Consider the following 16,605-nt stretch of genomic DNA (forward strand, 5'->3'; position numbering starts at 1 on the left):
GATGCGACGTGCCGTGATCGAGGGCCGGCCGGTGGACGACGCGCAGGCGCGGTGGGCGATGGAGGCCCGCTACGGCCACTTCACCGCCATGCAGGTCAGGGATCGGCGGGTACGCGGGCTGGAGCTGCACCTCGAACGGCTCCGGGGTGCCACCCGCGAGCTGTTCGGCGCCGAGCTCGACCGCACGACGGTGCTGGAGTCGATCCGCGCGGTTCTCGGCGAGGAGCGCGACGCGAGCGTGCGGGTGTACGTCCTGGAGCACGACCGGCCGCGCGTCGTCGCGACCGCGGGGCCGCCGCACGAGCCGCTCGCCGGGCCGCTGCGCCTGCGCTCGGTCGTCTACCAGCGCTATCTCCCGCACATCAAACAGGCCGGTGGGTTCCAGCAGGCCCACATCCTGCGGACGGCCGCCCGTGACGGCTTCGGAGAGGCGCTGCTCACCACCGATGACGGCCTGATCAGCGAGGGCGCGATCACGAACGTGGGCGGGTTCGCCGACGGCCGGCTGGTCTGGCCGGACGCGCCGATGCTGACCGGCGTCACGATGGCGCTGCTGCGGCGCATGGACGTGCCGCAGGAACGGCGTCCGCTGAAGGTGGCCGACCTGTCCGGGTTCGACCTGGTGTTCCTCTGCAACTCCTGGGGCGTGACGCCGGTCGGCGAGGTGGACGGCGTGCCGCTGCGGCAGGACGCCGCGCTGATGGCGCGGCTGCGCGCCTTCTACGACGGCATTCCCGGGGATCCGGTGGATTGATCCGGCGGCCGGGCGCGTTGCACCGGTACGTGACCGCGTACTCGATTCTCGATCGTTCGCTCGTGCGGCAGGGCTCGGACCCGGCCGAGGCGCTGCGGGAGACCGTGCGGTTCGCGCGGCAGGCGGAGGAGCTCGGCTACCACCGGTTCTGGGTGTCGGAGCACCACAGCGTGCCAGGCGCGGCGGGCTCGGCGCCGACCGTGCTGGCGGCGGCCGTGGCCGCGGCGACCTCCCGCATCCGGGTGGGCACGGGCGGCGTGATGTTGCCCAACCACCGTCCGCTGGTGGTCGCCGAGCAGTTCGGCGTGCTGGAGTCGCTGTATCCCGGGCGCGTCGACATGGGGCTCGGGCGTTCCGTGGGGTTCACCGGCGGCATCCGCCGGGCGCTCGGCCACGGCAAGGACGACGCCGACCGGTTCGCCGAGCAGCTCGGCGAGCTGCTCGGCTGGTTCACCGGCACCCAGACGGCTCATCCCGGCGTGCACGCGCTGCCCGCCGAAGGACTGCGTCCGCAGGCGTTCGTGCTGGCCATGGGCGCAGGCGCGGACATCGCGGCGGAGCTGGGGCTGCCGGTGGTGATCGGGGGCGGGCCCCGGGCGGTGGACGCCGCCGCCCGCTACCGGACCGGGTTCCGGCCGTCGGCGTGGGCGGCGCGGCCGTACGTGATGGTGGCGGCGGACGTCGCGGTCGGCCCGAGCGCCGAGGAGGCAGCGCTGCTGCAGCTGCCCGAGGCGTGGTCCACGGTCCGCTCGCGCACGGCGGGCGTCTTCCCGCCGCTGATCCCGGCCGCGGAGGTCGCGCGGACGGAGATGAGCGAGCGCGAGCGGGCGTATCTGGAGGAGTCGCTCAAGAGCCGTGTCAACGGGACGGAGAGTGAGGTCGCCGTCGCCCTCGGCACGCTGGTCGAGGCCACCGGTGCGGACGAGGTGCTGGTCACGATGAACACCTACGACCTCGATCGCCGGCTCGACTCCTATCGGCGGCTCGCGGGGGTGTTCGGGGGCTGATCGAGGGCGTTACTATCGCCCGAATGTCGTTCTGCCCGGATGAAGGGTGCCCGCCTTGACCCGTCAGCACTCCCTCGGCGATCTCCTGCGGCGCTCGGCCGCCCGTCACCCCGCCAAGACCGCGATCGTCTTCGGCGACCTGCGGCAGAGCTACGCCGACCTCGACCGGGCGGTGAACCGCACGGCCAACGCGCTGGCCGCGCGCGGTGTGGCCAAGGGCGACCGGTTCGCCGTGCTGAGCCACAACAACCACGCGTTCGTGGTGGCGTACCTGGCGCTGGCGCGGCTGGGGGCGATCTCCGTGCCGGTCAATTTCATGCTGCGGGCCGAGGAGGTGGCGTACGTCCTGGAGCACTCCGGGGCGAGCGGGATGCTCGTCGAGGAGGCGCTGCTGCCGGTCGCCGAGGCCGCGGTCACCGGCAAGGTGTCCGTACGCGGCGTGATCGGCGCGGCGCGGGACGGCTGGGAGGCGTTCACCGCGTGGTCGTCGCACGACGACGACGCCGAGCCGCGGGCAGAGGTCGCCGACGACGACCCGATCCAGATCATGTACACCAGCGGCACCGAGTCGCGCCCCAAGGGGGCCACCCTGTCGAGCCGGAGCCTGATCGCCCAGTACGTCACCTGCATGGTGGACGGCGAGATGAGCCCCGACGACGTCGAGGTGCACGCCCTGCCCCTCTACCACTGCGCCCAGCTGCACTGTTTCCTCACTCCTGGCCTCTATCTGGGCGCCACCAACATCGTGCTGCCCGGCGCCAGCCCGGCGGCGATCCTGGCCACGATCGAGGGCGAGCGCGCCACGAAGCTCTTCTGCCCGCCCACCGTCTGGATCTCGCTGCTGCGCCACCCCGACTTCGACCGCCGTGACCTGTCGTCGCTGCGCAAGGGCTACTACGGCGCCTCCATCATGCCGGTGGAGGTGCTGAAGGAGATCGCCGCCCGGCTGCCGGAGGTGCGGCTGTTCAACTTCTACGGGCAGACCGAGATGGCGCCGGTCGCCACGATCCTGCGCCCGGAGGAGCAGCTCACCCGGCTCGGCTCGGCCGGCCGGCCCGCGCTGAACGTGGAGACCCGCATCGTGGACGACCAGGACGAGCCGGTGCCGCCGGGCGTGGTCGGCGAGATCGTGCACCGCAGCCCGCACGCCATGCTCGGCTACTGGAACGACCCGGACAAGACCGCCGAGGCGTTCCGCGGCGGCTGGTTCCACAGCGGCGACCTCGGCGTCATGGACGCCGACGGCTACCTGTCGGTGGTGGACAGGAAGAAGGACATGATCAAGTCCGGCGGCGAGAACGTCGCCAGTCGCGAGGTCGAGGAGGCGATCTACCAGCATCCGGGGGTCGCGGAGGCGGCGGTGTTCGGGCTGCCGGACGACAGGTGGATCGAGGCGGTGACCGCGGCGGTGGTGCCGCGGCAGGGCGCGGAGGTGACCGCCGAGGAGCTGTCCGCGTTCCTGCGGGAGCGGCTGGCGGCGTTCAAGGTGCCCAAGCGGGTGGTGTTCGTGCCGGAGCTGCCGAAGAACGCCTCGGGCAAGGTGCTCAAGCGGGAGCTGCGCGACACGCTGGCGTAACGTCCGCGGCCTCGGGCACGACTTCGGAGTGATCACGCTTCACCCCGGTCCGGAGCGGGCATGCCCTCTCGGCGACCACTTGCCCGCCCAGCCCGGGACTCCCCCCGTGTCGACCTAGAGAGGCCGCATGCCAAGCCTGCCCGAGCTCATGCACCGCACCTTCTTCCGGACGTTGTCGCTGCTGTCGCCGAGGGGTCAGGCCGTGGTCCTGCGCCGCTACTTCGACTGGTGGCACCGCAGCCCCGACCCGTGGAAGTTGTCGACCGACGACTACGAGCAGCACAAGTACCGCTCGACGCTGGAGTGCCTGCCCGCCAGGCCGTACCAGCGCATCATGGAGGTCGGCTGCAGCGAGGGCGTGTTCACCGGGACGCTCGCGAAGACGTACCCGGAGGCCGAGATCACCGGGGTGGACGTGTCGGAGCGGGCGCTGGAGCGGGCGCGGGCGCGCGTCCCCGAGAACGGGCGGGTGCGGTTCCTGCAGGCCGACATCCTCACCCACCAGGTCGAGCCCCGCTACGACCTGGTGTTCTGCTCCGAGACCCTCTACTACCTGGGCCGCCACGACCGCCTGCACCGCGCCTCCGACCAGCTCAGCGCGTTGCTGGCCCCGGACGGCGTGCTGGTGGCGGTGCACCCGTGGCCGGAGGCCAGGCGGCTGCACCGCTTCCTCGACGGGCACCCGTCGCTGTCGCGCCTGACCGAGCGGGTCTACACGACTCCGCCGCGCCCGTTCACCGTCGCCGTGTACGGGACAACACCGGCATAAAACTGCGGCGAATCCGGCAGAACGTTACAAATTTTGCCGGTGCCCGGGGTCCGCCATCGAGTCGGATGACGATCGCGCGACTACGCTCTGGTACTGCCGCGTACCAGTCATCCGGCAGCGCCGAGGCGCCGTCCGGCTTCCCCCCGCCGTTGGAGTCCGGCCAGGGGAGGCCATTAATGACCACATTGCCCAAGTTCATCACCGGGCCCAGCAACTTCTTGGACGAGCGCCTGGGGGGCGCGAACTTTCTCAAGCGCAACCTGCGCAAGATCTTCCCTGACCATTGGACGTTCCTGCTGGGTGAGATCGCGCTGTACTCGTTCATCATCCTGCTGCTGACCGGGACGTTCCTCACCTTCTGGTACGAGCCCAGCATGGGGCACGTGGTCTACCAGGGACCGTACGCGCCGCTCAGAGGCGTGGGCATGTCGGAGGCGTACGCGTCGACCCTGGAGATCAGCTTCGAGGTGCGCGGCGGGCTGCTGATGCGGCAGATGCACCACTGGGCGGCGTTGCTCTTCGTGGCCAGCATCGTGATCCACATGCTGCGGGTGTTCTTCACCGGCGCCTACCGCAAGCCGCGCGAGCTGAACTGGCTGATCGGCATCGGGCTGTTCACGGTGTCGCTGTTCGAGGGGCTCAGCGGCTACTCCCTCCCCGACGACCTGCTGTCGGGCGCGGGGCTGCGGATCACCCAGGGCGTGGTGCAGTCGCTGCCGCTGGTCGGCACGTACCTGTCGTTCTTCCTGTTCGGCGGGGAGTATCCGGGCGAGGTGGTGATCGCGCGGTTCTTCACGCTGCACATCCTGCTGATCCCGGGCCTCCTGGTCGCCCTCATCACCGCCCACCTGATCCTGATGTGGGTGCAGAAGCACACCCAGATGCCGGGCAAGGGCCGCACGAACACCAACGTGGTCGGCGCCCCGCTGCTGCCCGCCTTCATGGCGAAGTCGGGCGCGTACATGCTGTTCACGGTCGCCGTCCTGGCGGGCCTGGCGACGTTCGCGCAGATCAACCCCATCTGGTTGTTCGGCCCCTACACGCCCGCGGACATCTCCGCCGGATCCCAGCCGGACTGGTACATGGGCTTCCTGGAGGGCTCGCTGCGGCTCATGCCGGCCTGGGAGATCAACCTCTTCGGCACGGCGAACGCGGGCACGCTGCCACTGAGCGTGCTGATCCCGGCGCTGCTGCCCCTCGGCCTGATCATCACCGGCCTGGTGCTCTATCCGTTCCTGGAACGCTGGATCACCGGCGACCGGAGCGAGCACCACATCGCCGACCGGCCGCGCAACAACCCGCACCGCACCGCGATCGGCATGGCGGGCGTCACCTTCTACGGCCTGCTCTGGCTGCTCGGCGCCAACGACGAGATCGCGACGTTCTTCCGCGTCAGTCTCAACTGGACGACGTACATCGGACGGGTGCTGATCTTCGTCGGGCCGGCGCTGGCGTACTGGATCACGTACCGGATGTGCGTGGGCCTGCAGCGGTCGGACGCGAGCGTGGTCAGCCACGGGGTGGAGTCGGGCGTCATCAAGCGCCTGCCGCACGGCGAGTACATCGAGGTCCACTCGCCGCCGTCGGAGGACATCGAGGCCCACCTGCGCGGCAAGACGCCCGTCCCGATGCTGCCCGCGGCCCGGGGGGACGGCGAGCGTGTCCCGCCCAAGTACGCCCGCAGCCTGCTCGGGCGGCTCAGGGTGAAGATGAGCCGCGCGTACGGCGGCGAGCAGGTCCCGCTCGACGGGGACCACGCACATGAGGAGAAACCCGTCGCCAGGAGGGAGCAGTAGGACCGTGGCTCAGGAGGCCGGGCGGCGGTCGAGGGCCTGGATCCACTTGACCGCCACGGCGGCCACCTGGACCAGCTCGCCCCGCAGCCGCCGCGGGTCGCTCTCGGCGAACGCCTCCAGCACCTCCTCGGCCAGGATGTGCCGCCAGGTCAGCGTCCCGGCCCGGGAGGCCGCCTCGGTCTCCAGCCGGGCCTTGTCGGAGGCGGCCGTCGCGCCGTCGGCGCCGGTGCCGTCGGGCAGGATCTGCATGCCCCACCTGGCGTCCTGCGCCGCCCGCTCGGCCGCCACGTCGCCGAGCGCCCGCGCCAGCGACCCGGGCACTCCCGCATCCCCGTCATGTGTCATGCGCCCAGTCTGGCCGATGATCATCAATGCCGGCCGGCCGGACGGGGCGGGGTGCCGGAGGGCGGAAACCGGGGCCGAGGTCGGTCAGGCCGGAGCAGGCGTGGTCGCGGAACGCGCGGGCGGCCGGGGTCAGGTGGTCCCCGGCCGGCCAGCTGACGCCGATCGTGCGGAACAGCGGCGGCGACAGCGGGATCTCGCGCATGCCGCCCGTGGGCGGCTGGTCCGAGCGGGGCAGGACGGCCACGCCCAGGCCGGCCGCCACCAGGCCGCGCACGGTCTCCGACTCCTGGCCCTCGAAGGCGATGCGCGGCTCGAACCCGGCCGCGGCGCACAGGTCGTCGGTGATCTGGCGCAGGCCGTACCCGTGCTCCAGCGTCACCAGCTCCTCCCCCGCCAGCTCGGCCGCCCGCACCCGCCCCCATGCGGCGAACCGGTGCGACGGCGGCACCGACAGGACCAGCTCCTGGTCGGCGAGCGGCCGGCTGACCAGATCGGGGTCGTCCAGCGGCATGGGCGCGACGAACACCAGGTCGATCTCGCCGGCGCGCAGGGCCCGCAGCATGTCCTGGCGCGACCCCTGCGCCAGGCTGAAGCGGATGCCCGGGTTGCGCTCGCGGAAGCCGCCGATGAGCGACGGCACCAGGGTGCGCCCCAGCAGGTGCAGGAACCCGAGCACGACGCGGCCGCTGCCGGGGTCGATCTCCTCGCGCACCTCGCGGACGGCGGCGGTCACGGCGGCGAGCGCGCGGGTGGAGGCGGCGGCCAGGGTGCGGCCGGCCCGGGTCAGGCGGATGCCGCGGCCGGCGGGGAGCACGAGCGGGGCGCCGACGATGTCCGCCAGCGCCGCGAGGCGGCGGCTGGCCGTGGGCTGGGGGATGCCGAGCAGCTCGGCGGCACGGGTGACCTGGCCCGTTTCACCGACGGCGGCCAGCAGGGCCAGGGACGGAGCCAGGCGGGCGGCCAGCTCCTCATCGGATTCATGCGTCACAGTATGAATTATCGCCTATTTCTGCATTAGACGTATTTTTTAGCTTTGCTTAGCGTCTGAGGTGTGGTCGTTCTCCAGGATGTCTCCGTGGACACGCGGCGGGTCAGCGCCGCGGTGGCCGCGGCCGGGCTGTCGTCGTTCGCTCTGCTGTACGCGCCGCAGCCGGTGCTGCCGCAGCTCGCACAGGCGTACGGGCTGGATCCGGGCAGCGCGTCGCTGGCGATCGGGGTGGCGACCACCGCGCTGGCCGTCGCCGTGCTGCCGGTCGCCTGGATGGCGGGAGCCGTCGGGCGGCGGCGGGTGATCCTCTGGTCGGTGCTGCTGGCGGCGGTGATCGGGCTGGCCCTGCCGCTGGCGCCGTCCTTCCCTGTGCTGCTGGTGATGCGGGCGGTGCAGGGCGTGGCCGTCGCCGGGTTCGCGGGGGTGGGGGCGGCGTACCTGGCGGATCTGCTGGGGACGGCGCGGCTGCCGGCCGCGGTGGGCGCGATGATCGCCGGGAACTCGGTCGGCGGCATGCTCGGCCGCCTCGGCGCCGGCTTCGCCACCGGCCCCCTGGGCTGGCACGGCGCCCTCCTCGCGGTCGCGGCGGTGGCCCTGGCCTGCGCCGTCTTCGCCGCCGTCGCCCTCCCCCGCGAGCCCAGGCCCGCCGGCGCCGCTGCGGACGCCGGCCGCACGCCGGACAACGGACGCACGGCCGCTCGCGACCTCGCGCCCGACCGCGCACGCGCGGCGGATCCCGACCTCGCGCCGGGCGGAGGAGGAGCGGCGGGGGGCGGCGGAGCGGCCGGGGGTGAGCGGGGCGCCGCGGCGGCGAAGAAGGCTCGGCCGGGGCCGGGTATGGTCGGGCCGCTGGCGGTGGGGTCACTGGGGATGGGGGCGTTCGTGGCGCTGTACAACGCGGCCGGGTTCCGGCTGGCCGCGCCGCCGCTCGACCTGAGCCCCGCGGCCGCTTCCCTGGTCTTCCTGTCGTACGCCATGGGCACCGTCTCCTCGGCCGCCGCGGGCCGGCTGGCGGGCCGCCTGGGGCGTACGCCGGCGCTCGTCACGGCGCTGGCCGTCACGGTGGTGGGCAGCGTGCTGACCGCGCACTCGTCGCTGCCGGTCGTCGCGCTCGGGTTCGCCGTGCTGACCGCCGGGTTCTTCGCCGCGCACGCCATCGCCAACGCCTGGGCCACCGCCGAGGCTCCCCCGGCCGCCCGGGGCCGTGCCGCGGGCCTCTACACCCTCTGCTACTACCTCGGCAGCGGCGCGGGCGGCACGGCGGGCGGCATCGTCTACGGCCACGCGGGCTGGGCCTGGCTCATCGCCCTGACCTCGGCATGGCTCGTGCTCGCGGCCCTGGCCGTCCTGGTGACCCGCGGCCGCCAGGCGCGCGCCTTCGCCGAGCCGGCCTGATGGCCTTCGGGTGAGCCGGGCCGTGGATCGTCCCTGGTCGTCCTCTATGGTGACCGGCGCCAGGAAAGCGGGACCTCGGCTCGCCGGCCGCAGGCGGGGGTGCAACCTGGCCTGCACCGGGGGATGCGGAATGCCGGGGTTCCTCGACCATGAGGGGATTTCATGCCTGATCACCGAATGAATCGGCAGATCGTGATGGCGGAGCGGCCGTCGGGGGAATTGGCGCTCCACCATTTCCGTGCCGAGGTCGTGCCGATGCCGGAACGCCCGGCCGACGCCGTGCTGTTGCGCAACATCCTCGTCTCCGTCGCCCCGGGCGCACGTGCGGCGATGCAGGGGCCCACCCACCGCCCCCAGCTGGTCCCCGGTGAGCTGATCCCGAGCTCTGTCGTCGCCGAGGTGGTGGCCGGGCCGCCGGACGGACCCGCGCCGGGGAGCGTCGTCACCGGCACGGCCGGATGGCAGGAGTACTCCGTCGTCCCCGCGTCGGCGGTCCGCCCGCTGGAGCCCGTCGGCCCGCTCTCGCACCAGTTGGGGTTCCTCGGCCTGAACGGTTTGACGGCATATTTCGGCATTCACGCGATCGCGCGGGTCCGAGCAGGTGAGACGGTGCTCGTCTCCGGCGCCGCGGGCGGCGTCGGGCATCTCGCCGGCCAGCTCGCACGCGCGGCCGGGGCGCGTGCGGTCGGCATCAGCGGCTCCGACGACAAGAACCGGATCCTGGAATCGAAGCTGGGATACGCCGCGACGGTCGACCGGCGATCGGCGTCGTTCCAGGACGACCTGCGTGCGGCCTGCCCGGACGGGGTGAACGTCTACTTCGACAACGTCGGCGGCCCCATCCTGGAGTCCGTGCTGCCGCTCCTGGTCAAGCACGGCCGGATCGTCTGCTGCGGTGTCACCTCCCACTACGACCTGGGCGACCCGCCGCCGGGACCGCGCGACCTGGCGGTGCGGCTCATCGCGAAGAGCCTGCGCATGGAGGGCTTCCTGGTCGCCGACCACCGGCCCCGATGGGAGGAGGCGCTGCGGGACCTGCGGCGGATGCATGCCGCAGGAGAGCTGACGATCCTGGAGGACATCCGCGACGGCCTCGACTCCGCACCGGCCGCCCTCGTCGCGATGATGGCCGGCGGCAACGTCGGCCAGCTCGCGGTCCGGCTGGCGCAGGACCCGCCGGGCCGGCCGCCGGCGTGAGGCGTCACAGGAGCGACCGTTCGAGAGAGTCGGTCAGCCACAGCTGGGTCGCGCCCAGCGTGGCGCGCTCGCCGCTCACCTCGCCCACGAGCCGCCAGTAGCGGCGCAGGCGGGGGTCGCGGTCGGGCTCAACGCCGGCCAGCAGCTCGCGGCGGAAGGCCGGGGAGTCCGCACGCCGCCGGGCCATGGCGTGCGCGGCCACGAACCGGTCCAGCTCCGGGCCCCCGCGCGGCGCCTCCCCGGCCAGCACGAGCGGCTCGGCCAGCGCGGACGCCTCGCCGAGGCCGTACAGGAGGTCCTCCTCGTCGGCGATCGCCTCGAGATTGGCCACGGCGCGGGCGCGCAGGCGGCGCGTGAACGCCCGGTCGGCGGCCAGGGCGACCATCTCGGCGTACGCGACGACCTGCGCCGGCGTCGGGTCGGCGGGCGGCACGGGCACGGCCATGGTGACGAACGCGGCGAACAGCTCCTCGGAGATGGGCGCCACCATCTGCCACCGCCAGAACCGCACCAGCCGGTCGTGGGCGGCGGGGCCGTCCTCCACGGCGGCCAGCAGCTCCAGCCGGGCGGCCCGGGCGGCGGGACCGGCCTCCTCCACGGCCAGCAGCGCCGCACGGCGCCAGGACAGGCCCGCGAGCCGCACGTCGAGGGCGGCCCGTTCGGCGGCGACGGCGTCGGCCACGGTGCTCTCACCGGCGAGCACGCGGGCGATCGGGGCCAGCCCGAGGCCGAGCCCGCGCAGCCGGCGCACCAGGTGGAGGGTCTCGACGGCGGCCCCGTCGAACCTGCGGTGACCGCCGACGCTGCGCACGGAGGCGATGATGCCCTCGTCGCAGTAGAAGCGGATGGTCCGCACCGGCACCCCGGTCAGCCGGGCCAGCTCTCCGATCCCGATCGTGTCGTCGCGCAACGGCACTTGAACCTCCACTGGACTGGAGTTCCTACCGTAATCGCGTACCCCGACGAGAGGAGCGACGCGATGGTGACCTGGGAGAGCGACCGGCTGATGAAGGACCTGCGCGAGCAGACGGCCGGGCTGGCCCGCGCCGCGGCCGCGGGCGACCCGGACGCGACGGTGCCCACCTGCCCGGAATGGCGGCTGAGCGATCTGGTCGCGCACATCGGGCAAGCCCCGCGCTGGGCGGCCGACCTGGTGCGCAAGGCCGCACCGCTGCCCATCCCCGACCCGCGCGAGGTCGATCCCGGCGCGCCGGCCGGGTGGGAGCGGTGGCTGACGGACGGCGCCGAGGAACTGATCGAGGCGGTCAGGGACGCGGGCGAGCGCGCCGAGGTGTGGTCCGTGGTGGGGATGGTGCCGCCGGCGTTCTGGCTGCGCAGGATGCTGAACGACATCTCCGTCCACCACTACGACGCCGCGGCGGCGACCGGCGCGCCGTTCGAGATCTCCGCCGAGCTCGCGGCCGACGTGATCACCGAGGGCATGGAGCTGCTGTCGGCCCCGGCGGCCGAGGACTTCAAACCGGAGCTGGCCGAGCTGCGCGGCTCAGGCGAATGCCTGGCGATCCGCCCGTACGACGCGGAGGGCTGGCTGGTCAGCAGGACCCCGGACGGGCCTCGGTGGGAGCGCGCGAGCGGCGAAGGCGACGTGACGGTGCGGGGGCCGGCCGCCGAGCTGATGCTGGTGCTCACCGGCCGGGTGCCGGCCCGTGAGGTGACCGGCGACCGGGAGCTGCTCGACCACTGGCTGGCCCACACCAGGTTCTGACCGTCAGAGCTCGACGTTCGAGTCCGGGTCGCCGCCCGTGCGGCCGGAGCCGTCGAGCGACTCCATCCGCGCCATGTCGTCCGGCGACAGGCTGAAGTCGAACACCTCGAAGTTCTGCCGCATCCGCTCAGGGTCGGACGACTTGGGGATGGGCACCGCGCCGAGCTGGGTGTGCCAGCGGAGCACGACCTGGGCGGGCGTACGGCCGTGGGCGGCGGCCAGGGCGGCGACGACGGGATCGTCCAGCAGCTTGCCGGCGCGGGCGAGCGGGCTCCACGACTCGGTGACGATGTCGTGCTCGGCGTGCCAGGCGCGCAGCTCGCGCTGGGAGAATCCGGGGTGCATCTCGACCTGGTTGACGACCGGACGGACGCCGGTCCCCGCGACCACCCGCTCGATGTGCTCGGGCGTGAAGTTCGACACGCCGATCGAGCGGGCCAGCCCCTGCTCGCGCAGGTGCACGAACGCCCGCCAGGTGTCGGCGTACAGGTCGCGGCCGGGCAGCGGCCAGTGGATGAGGTAGAGGTCGACGTAGTCGAGGCCGAGCCGGCCCAGGCTCTCCTCGCAGCCGCGCAGGGCGGCGTCGTAGCCGTGCTGGGAGCCGCGCAGCTTCGTGGTGACGAACAACTCCTCGCGCGGCACCCCGGCCTGCGCGATGCCGGCGCCCACGCCCTTCTCGTTGCCGTACGCGGCGGCGGTGTCGATCAGGCGGTAGCCGAGCGAGATGCCGTGGGCGACGGCCTGGCGGGCCTCGTCGTCGTTCATCGGCCAGGTGCCGAGGCCGATGCGCGGCATGGAACGTCCGTCGGCGAGCTTGACGGTCATACGTGGTCCTTTCCCCCCGGTTGAACGGCGCGGATGTCCCTACCCGGCCGTTTCCGGGACAATCCGGTTACGGTTTTCCGCCATCGAGGTCGGCGGTCCGCCCCCATGGCCGCCGCCAGCGCGGCTGCCTAACGTGGTGCGACGTGATCAGTCTGAGGGGTTTGACCAAACGGTACGGAGACCGGGTGGCGGTCGACGACCTGTCGCTGGAGCTGAAACCGGGCGCCGTGACGGGTTTCCTGGGCCCGAACGGCGCCGGCAAGTCGACCACCATGCGCCTGGTCCTCGGCCTCGACCGGCCGAGCGCGGGCACGGCGCTCGTCGGCGGCGTGCCGTACCACCGGATCAAGAACCCGCTGCGCACGGTGGGGGCGCTGCTCGACGCGCGGGCGGTGCACCCGGGCCGCAGCGGGCGGGCGCACCTGCTCGCGCTGGCCCGCAGCAACGGCATCCCGCGGCGGCGGGTGGACGAGGTGCTGGAGATGGTCGGGATGGCGGGCGCGGCCGGCAAGCGGGCCGGGACGCTGTCCCTCGGGATGAGCCAGCGGCTCGGCATCGCGGCGGCGCTGCTGGGCGACCCGGAGGTGCTGCTGTTCGACGAGCCGGTCAACGGGCTCGACCCCGACGGGGTGCGCTGGGTGCGCGGGCTGATGCGCTCGCTGGCGGCCCAGGACCGCACGGTGTTCGTCTCCAGTCACCTGATGAGCGAGATGCAGCTGACCGCCGACCACCTCGTGGTGATCGGCAAGGGCCGCCTCATCATGGACGCGCCGCTGGCGGAGGTCATCGCGGGCAGCTCCCTGACGGCCGTGCTGGTCCGCACCCCGCACGCCGGCGACCTCGCCGTACGGCTGCGCGCCGCCGGCATCCGGGTGGACCGGCTCGGCGAGAACGAGCTGGAGGCGACCGGCGCGCCCGTCGAGCGGGTCGGCGACCTGGCGTACGAGGCGGGCATCCGGCTGCACGGGCTGCGCACCCGCGAGGCCTCGCTGGAGCAGGCCTACCAGGAGCTGACCTCGGACAGCGTCGAGTACGGAGCGGAAAGGGCGGGAGCATGAGCACTCTGCGGCAGGCGGTCGCGGCCGAGTGGGTGAAGCTGTGGTCGGTCAGGTCCACGTGGTGGTGCCTGGGCGGCGCGCTGGTCCTCATGGTGCTCGGCGCGGTCACGCTGGGCGGCTCCACCGCCACCGAGGCGCTGCGGGACGGCGCGACGGGGCTGCGGCTGACGGCGAGCGAGCCGGTGGTCGCGGCCACGTCGTTCGCCCAGTTCGCCCTGGTGGCGGCGGCGATGCTGGCGGTCACCTCCGAGTACGCCTCCGGCACCGTCCGGGTGACGCTGCAGGCGACGCCGGTGCGCGGGGTGATGCTGGCGGCCAAGGCGCTGGTGGTGGCGCCGGTCATGGCGGTCGCGGGCGTGCTGTCTGGGGCGGCGGCGACGGCGGCCGTCTACCTGCTGCTGTCGATCGACCTGTTCGGCGGGCTCGTCGTGCTGCCGCCCGGCGAGGCGGTGCGCGACCTGCTGGGCGTGGGCGTGTTCTACGCGCTGGTGTCGGTGATGACCGTGGGGGCCGGGCTGGCGATGCGCAGCGCGGCCGGCACGCTGACGGTGATGTTCATGCTGCTGCTGGGCCTGCCGCTGATGTTGCTGATGGCCGGCGGCCCGGCGGCGCTGGGGGCGGCGCTGCGGATGCCGACGTTCGCGGGGCTGGCGTTCATGGGCAGCGCGGTGAACATGACGGGCGGGCCGATGCCCTACCCGGCCTGGGAGGGGCTGGCGTGGCTGCTGGCCTGGGCTGCGGTGGCGGTGGCGGCGGGCCACGTCATGCTGCGCCGCCGCGATGCCTGAACCGCCTAGACTCACGCCGATGTCAGGCAGCAGGTTCCCCCGCGCGCTGGCCGGAGCCGTCCTCGGGATGGCGCTCGGCCTGGCCGAGTCGCTCTTCCTGCTGGCGGCGGCGCCCGCGTGCCTGGTGCCCGCGCTGCGGCCGGTCGCCCAGCGCGGGCTGGCCCGGCTGACGGCCATGGAGCGGGCCCGGCTGTCGCGCTTCTTCGGCCTTGACACCTCGCGCGAGAACGGCGGGTACGCCTTCCTCGCCGCCCGCGCCGCCCTCGGCCTGCTCGGCGGGTACGCCTGCACGTCGTTGCTGTTCCTGGCCCTGCTGTTCCTGGCCGGCGGCACGTGGGCGCTGCTGTGGGGGCGGGCGGAGCCGATCCCGCTCGAGCTGCCCGGCGTCAACCTGGTCACCAGCAGCGACGTGGTGGGCCTGAGCAGCGGGGCGCTGCTGCTGGTGGTGAGCGCCCTCCTGGTGCTGGGCATGGCGGCGCTCGAACGCCGCGTGGCCGTTCACTTCCTCGGCCCCGACGGCGGCGAGCTGATGCGCCGGCGCATCGCCGAGCTGACCGCGACCCGCTCCGGCATCGTCAGGGCCGTCGACGACGAGCGGCGCAGGATCGAACGCGACCTGCACGACGGCGTCCAGCAGCGCGGTGTCGCCCTCGCCATGCTGCTGGGGCGGGCCCGGCACAGCCGCGACGAGGAGCAGGTCCACGAGCTGGTCGCCCAGGCGTACACCGAGTCGCGCCGGCTCCTCGACGAGCTGCGCAGCGTGGCCTGGCGGATCTACCCGACCGCGCTCGACGAGCTCGGGCTGCGGGCCGCGCTCGCGGGCGTCGCCGAGCGCTCGCCGGTGCCGGTGACCGTGCACGACGGGCTGTCCGGCCGTCCCGTCTCGGAGGTGGAGACCGCCCTGTACTTCGTGGTCCGTGAGGCGATCACCAACGCCGTCAAGCACGCCGGCGCGCATGACATCCTGGTGGTCCTGAGCGAGGACGAGCGGACGGTGAGCGTGGCGATCTCCGACGACGGCGAGGGCGGGGCCGACCCGTCGGGCGGCGGGCTGTCCGGGCTGGCCCGGCGGGTGCTGGCGCTCGACGGCACGTTCACCGTCGACAGCCCGCCCGGCGGTCCCACCCGCGTCACCGCCATGCTGCCGAAGGCGCCGCCGTGCGGGTGATCCTGGCCGACGACTCCGTGCTGCTGCGCGAAGGGCTGACGCGGCTGCTGGCCGACGCCGGTCATGAGGTCGTGGCCGCCGTCGGGGACGCGCCCGCGCTGGTCGAGGCGGTCGAGCGGCACCGTCCCGACGTGGCCGTGGTCGACGTGCGCATGCCGCCGACGCACAAGGACGACGGTCTGCGCGCGGCGCTGGAGATCCGCGAGCGCCTGCCCGGCGTCGGGGTGCTGGTGTTGTCGCAGTACGTCGAGCAGCACTACGCGGCCCGGCTGCTGGCCGGCTCCACCGAGGGCCTCGGCTACCTGCTGAAGGACCGCGTGTCGGAGGTTGCCGAGTTCCTCGACTCGCTGGAGCGGGTCAGCGCGGGCGGCACGGCGTTCGACCCCGAGGTGGTGCGGCAGCTGCTGGCCCGCACCACCCACGCCGACCCGCTGAGCCGGCTGAGCCCGCGTGAGGGCGAGGTGCTGCGCCTGCTGGCCGAGGGGCTGGTGAACGCGGCCATCGCCGAACGCCTGCACGTATCGCTCAGCACGGTCGAGAAACACGTGAACGCCCTCATGGACAAGCTCGACCTGCCCCGCCAGCCCGGCTACAGCCGCCGTGTCCTGGCCGTGCTGCGCTATCTCGAAAGCTGACCGCCGGGGTCGCGCCCGGCGCGGTTGCGGCGGTGACGGCGTACTTTCGCGATCGTGCCGCACGCCCGGCCGCCGGGGCCGCCCGCGTTCATCAGGCACCAGCGTTTGCTCGCGTTCCTGGTGTGGTCGTAGAACACCCAGCGGCAGTCGGGGCAGGCCTTGAGCCGATCCCACTGCCGGGTGGTGATCGCCTCCAGGACGATGGCGAGGATCTCGCCGGCGGTGCCGGCGTCGTGCCGGAAGACGAGCGTGCGGTCGTGCACGCGTACGCCGAGGCCGAGGTCGTGGACCCAGGCGTTGATCAGGTCGTCGGAGCCGGGCTGCCGCTCCACCGCGGCGCGGAGGTCGTCGCGGAGCCGGCGCACGACGACCCGGTCGGGCGCCGGGAGGGGCGCGGCGTAGTCGTCGAAGCGGTCGGCCGGCCGGCGGGTGTCGTTGGGGATCAGCCAGGTGTTCAGCAGCTCTCGCACGCGTTCCAGCGCGCCCGGGGCCTCCTGCGGGGACCCATCACGAACGTTAACCACCTATCCAGGTTAACGGTTGCCACATTCGGTCGTCGCTCGTTAACCTGCTAGTGA

The 16,605-nt window shown here is 73.3% G+C and carries 17 protein-coding genes; 12 read left to right on the forward strand and 5 right to left on the reverse strand.

What is annotated here, in order from left to right; genetic code table 11:
- The first annotated feature begins 1 nt into the window (after window position 1).
- The 5 genes from ACIBP6_RS14640 (at window position 2) to qcrB (ending at window position 5,902) form a co-directional block, all read left to right on the forward strand.
- Window positions 2-754 (forward strand): aminotransferase class IV, encoded by a 753-nt coding sequence (locus tag ACIBP6_RS14640; RefSeq protein ID WP_397052281.1) that lies wholly within the window; start codon window positions 2-4, stop codon window positions 752-754.
- A 29-nt stretch (window positions 755-783) separates the two neighbouring features.
- Window positions 784-1,761, forward strand: a complete 978-nt coding sequence (locus ACIBP6_RS14645) for an LLM class flavin-dependent oxidoreductase (RefSeq protein WP_397053394.1) — start codon at window positions 784-786, stop codon at window positions 1,759-1,761.
- Window positions 1,762-1,807: 46 nt separating this feature from the next.
- Entirely contained in the window at window positions 1,808-3,337 is a 1,530-nt protein-coding gene (locus tag ACIBP6_RS14650) for an acyl-CoA synthetase (RefSeq protein WP_397052283.1), read from the forward strand.
- A 127-nt stretch (window positions 3,338-3,464) separates the two neighbouring features.
- Window positions 3,465-4,106, forward strand: a complete 642-nt coding sequence (locus tag ACIBP6_RS14655) for a class I SAM-dependent methyltransferase (RefSeq protein ID WP_397052285.1) — start codon at window positions 3,465-3,467, stop codon at window positions 4,104-4,106.
- Between the two features lie 176 nt (window positions 4,107-4,282).
- Window positions 4,283-5,902, forward strand: coding sequence for a cytochrome bc1 complex cytochrome b subunit (gene qcrB / locus ACIBP6_RS14660; RefSeq protein WP_397052287.1), 1,620 nt, complete (start codon window positions 4,283-4,285; stop codon window positions 5,900-5,902).
- A gap of 9 nt (window positions 5,903-5,911) precedes the next feature.
- Here qcrB and ACIBP6_RS14665 read toward each other — a convergent pair whose 3' ends face one another.
- On the reverse strand, window positions 5,912-6,247 hold the full coding sequence (locus ACIBP6_RS14665; protein WP_397052289.1) for a hypothetical protein: 336 nt from the start codon (window positions 6,245-6,247) through the stop codon (window positions 5,912-5,914).
- Entirely contained in the window at window positions 6,237-7,235 is a 999-nt protein-coding gene (locus ACIBP6_RS14670; RefSeq protein ID WP_397052291.1) for a LysR family transcriptional regulator, read from the reverse strand. Before ACIBP6_RS14670 ends, ACIBP6_RS14665 begins: the two co-directional genes overlap by 11 nt.
- 63 nt (window positions 7,236-7,298) lie before the next feature.
- On the opposite strand from ACIBP6_RS14670, the gene ACIBP6_RS14675 reads away from it, so the two are divergent.
- Together ACIBP6_RS14675 and ACIBP6_RS14680 are read left to right on the forward strand one after the other, a co-directional pair.
- Window positions 7,299-8,630, forward strand: coding sequence for an MFS transporter (locus ACIBP6_RS14675; RefSeq protein WP_397052293.1), 1,332 nt, complete (start codon window positions 7,299-7,301; stop codon window positions 8,628-8,630).
- Between the two features lie 177 nt (window positions 8,631-8,807).
- The gene (locus ACIBP6_RS14680) at window positions 8,808-9,827 is read left to right on the forward strand and encodes a zinc-binding dehydrogenase (RefSeq protein WP_397052295.1); all 1,020 of its coding nucleotides are present in this window, start codon (window positions 8,808-8,810) and stop codon (window positions 9,825-9,827) included.
- A gap of 4 nt (window positions 9,828-9,831) precedes the next feature.
- Here the strand turns inward: ACIBP6_RS14680 and ACIBP6_RS14685 are convergent, their stop codons facing one another.
- Window positions 9,832-10,743, reverse strand: coding sequence for a MerR family transcriptional regulator (locus tag ACIBP6_RS14685; protein WP_397052297.1), 912 nt, complete (start codon window positions 10,741-10,743; stop codon window positions 9,832-9,834).
- A 63-nt stretch (window positions 10,744-10,806) separates the two neighbouring features.
- Here ACIBP6_RS14685 and ACIBP6_RS14690 point away from each other — a divergent pair, with 63 nt between their 5' ends.
- Complete coding sequence (locus ACIBP6_RS14690; protein WP_397052299.1) at window positions 10,807-11,553, forward strand: maleylpyruvate isomerase family mycothiol-dependent enzyme; 747 nt, start codon at window positions 10,807-10,809, stop codon at window positions 11,551-11,553.
- Between the two features lie 3 nt (window positions 11,554-11,556).
- Here ACIBP6_RS14690 and ACIBP6_RS14695 read toward each other — a convergent pair whose 3' ends face one another.
- On the reverse strand, window positions 11,557-12,378 hold the full coding sequence (locus ACIBP6_RS14695) for an aldo/keto reductase (RefSeq protein WP_397052301.1): 822 nt from the start codon (window positions 12,376-12,378) through the stop codon (window positions 11,557-11,559).
- Between the two features lie 143 nt (window positions 12,379-12,521).
- Here ACIBP6_RS14695 and ACIBP6_RS14700 point away from each other — a divergent pair, with 143 nt between their 5' ends.
- From ACIBP6_RS14700 to ACIBP6_RS14715, 4 genes are read left to right on the forward strand one after another with little or no spacing between them, the layout of a single operon-like run.
- Window positions 12,522-13,436: an ATP-binding cassette domain-containing protein gene (locus tag ACIBP6_RS14700; protein WP_397052303.1), complete on the forward strand. Its 915-nt coding sequence runs from the start codon at window positions 12,522-12,524 to the stop codon at window positions 13,434-13,436.
- Window positions 13,433-14,224 (forward strand): ABC transporter permease, encoded by a 792-nt coding sequence (locus ACIBP6_RS14705; RefSeq protein WP_397052305.1) that lies wholly within the window; start codon window positions 13,433-13,435, stop codon window positions 14,222-14,224. The genes ACIBP6_RS14700 and ACIBP6_RS14705 overlap by 4 nt, the downstream gene beginning before the upstream one ends.
- A gap of 19 nt (window positions 14,225-14,243) precedes the next feature.
- Window positions 14,244-15,392, forward strand: a complete 1,149-nt coding sequence (locus ACIBP6_RS14710; protein WP_397052307.1) for a sensor histidine kinase — start codon at window positions 14,244-14,246, stop codon at window positions 15,390-15,392.
- Window positions 15,383-16,027: a response regulator gene (locus ACIBP6_RS14715; protein WP_132621698.1), complete on the forward strand. Its 645-nt coding sequence runs from the start codon at window positions 15,383-15,385 to the stop codon at window positions 16,025-16,027. The genes ACIBP6_RS14710 and ACIBP6_RS14715 overlap by 10 nt, the downstream gene beginning before the upstream one ends.
- Here the strand turns inward: ACIBP6_RS14715 and ACIBP6_RS14720 are convergent.
- A complete protein-coding gene (locus ACIBP6_RS14720; protein ID WP_397052309.1) occupies window positions 16,012-16,551 on the reverse strand; it encodes a CGNR zinc finger domain-containing protein in 540 nt (179 codons plus the stop codon). The two genes, ACIBP6_RS14715 and ACIBP6_RS14720, sit on opposite strands and share 16 nt — an antisense overlap.
- Between the last annotated feature and the right edge of the window lie 54 nt (window positions 16,552-16,605).

This window comes from Nonomuraea terrae, from assembly GCF_044465245.1.
In the GTDB taxonomy this organism is placed as follows: Bacteria; Actinomycetota; Actinomycetes; order Streptosporangiales; family Streptosporangiaceae; genus Nonomuraea; species Nonomuraea terrae.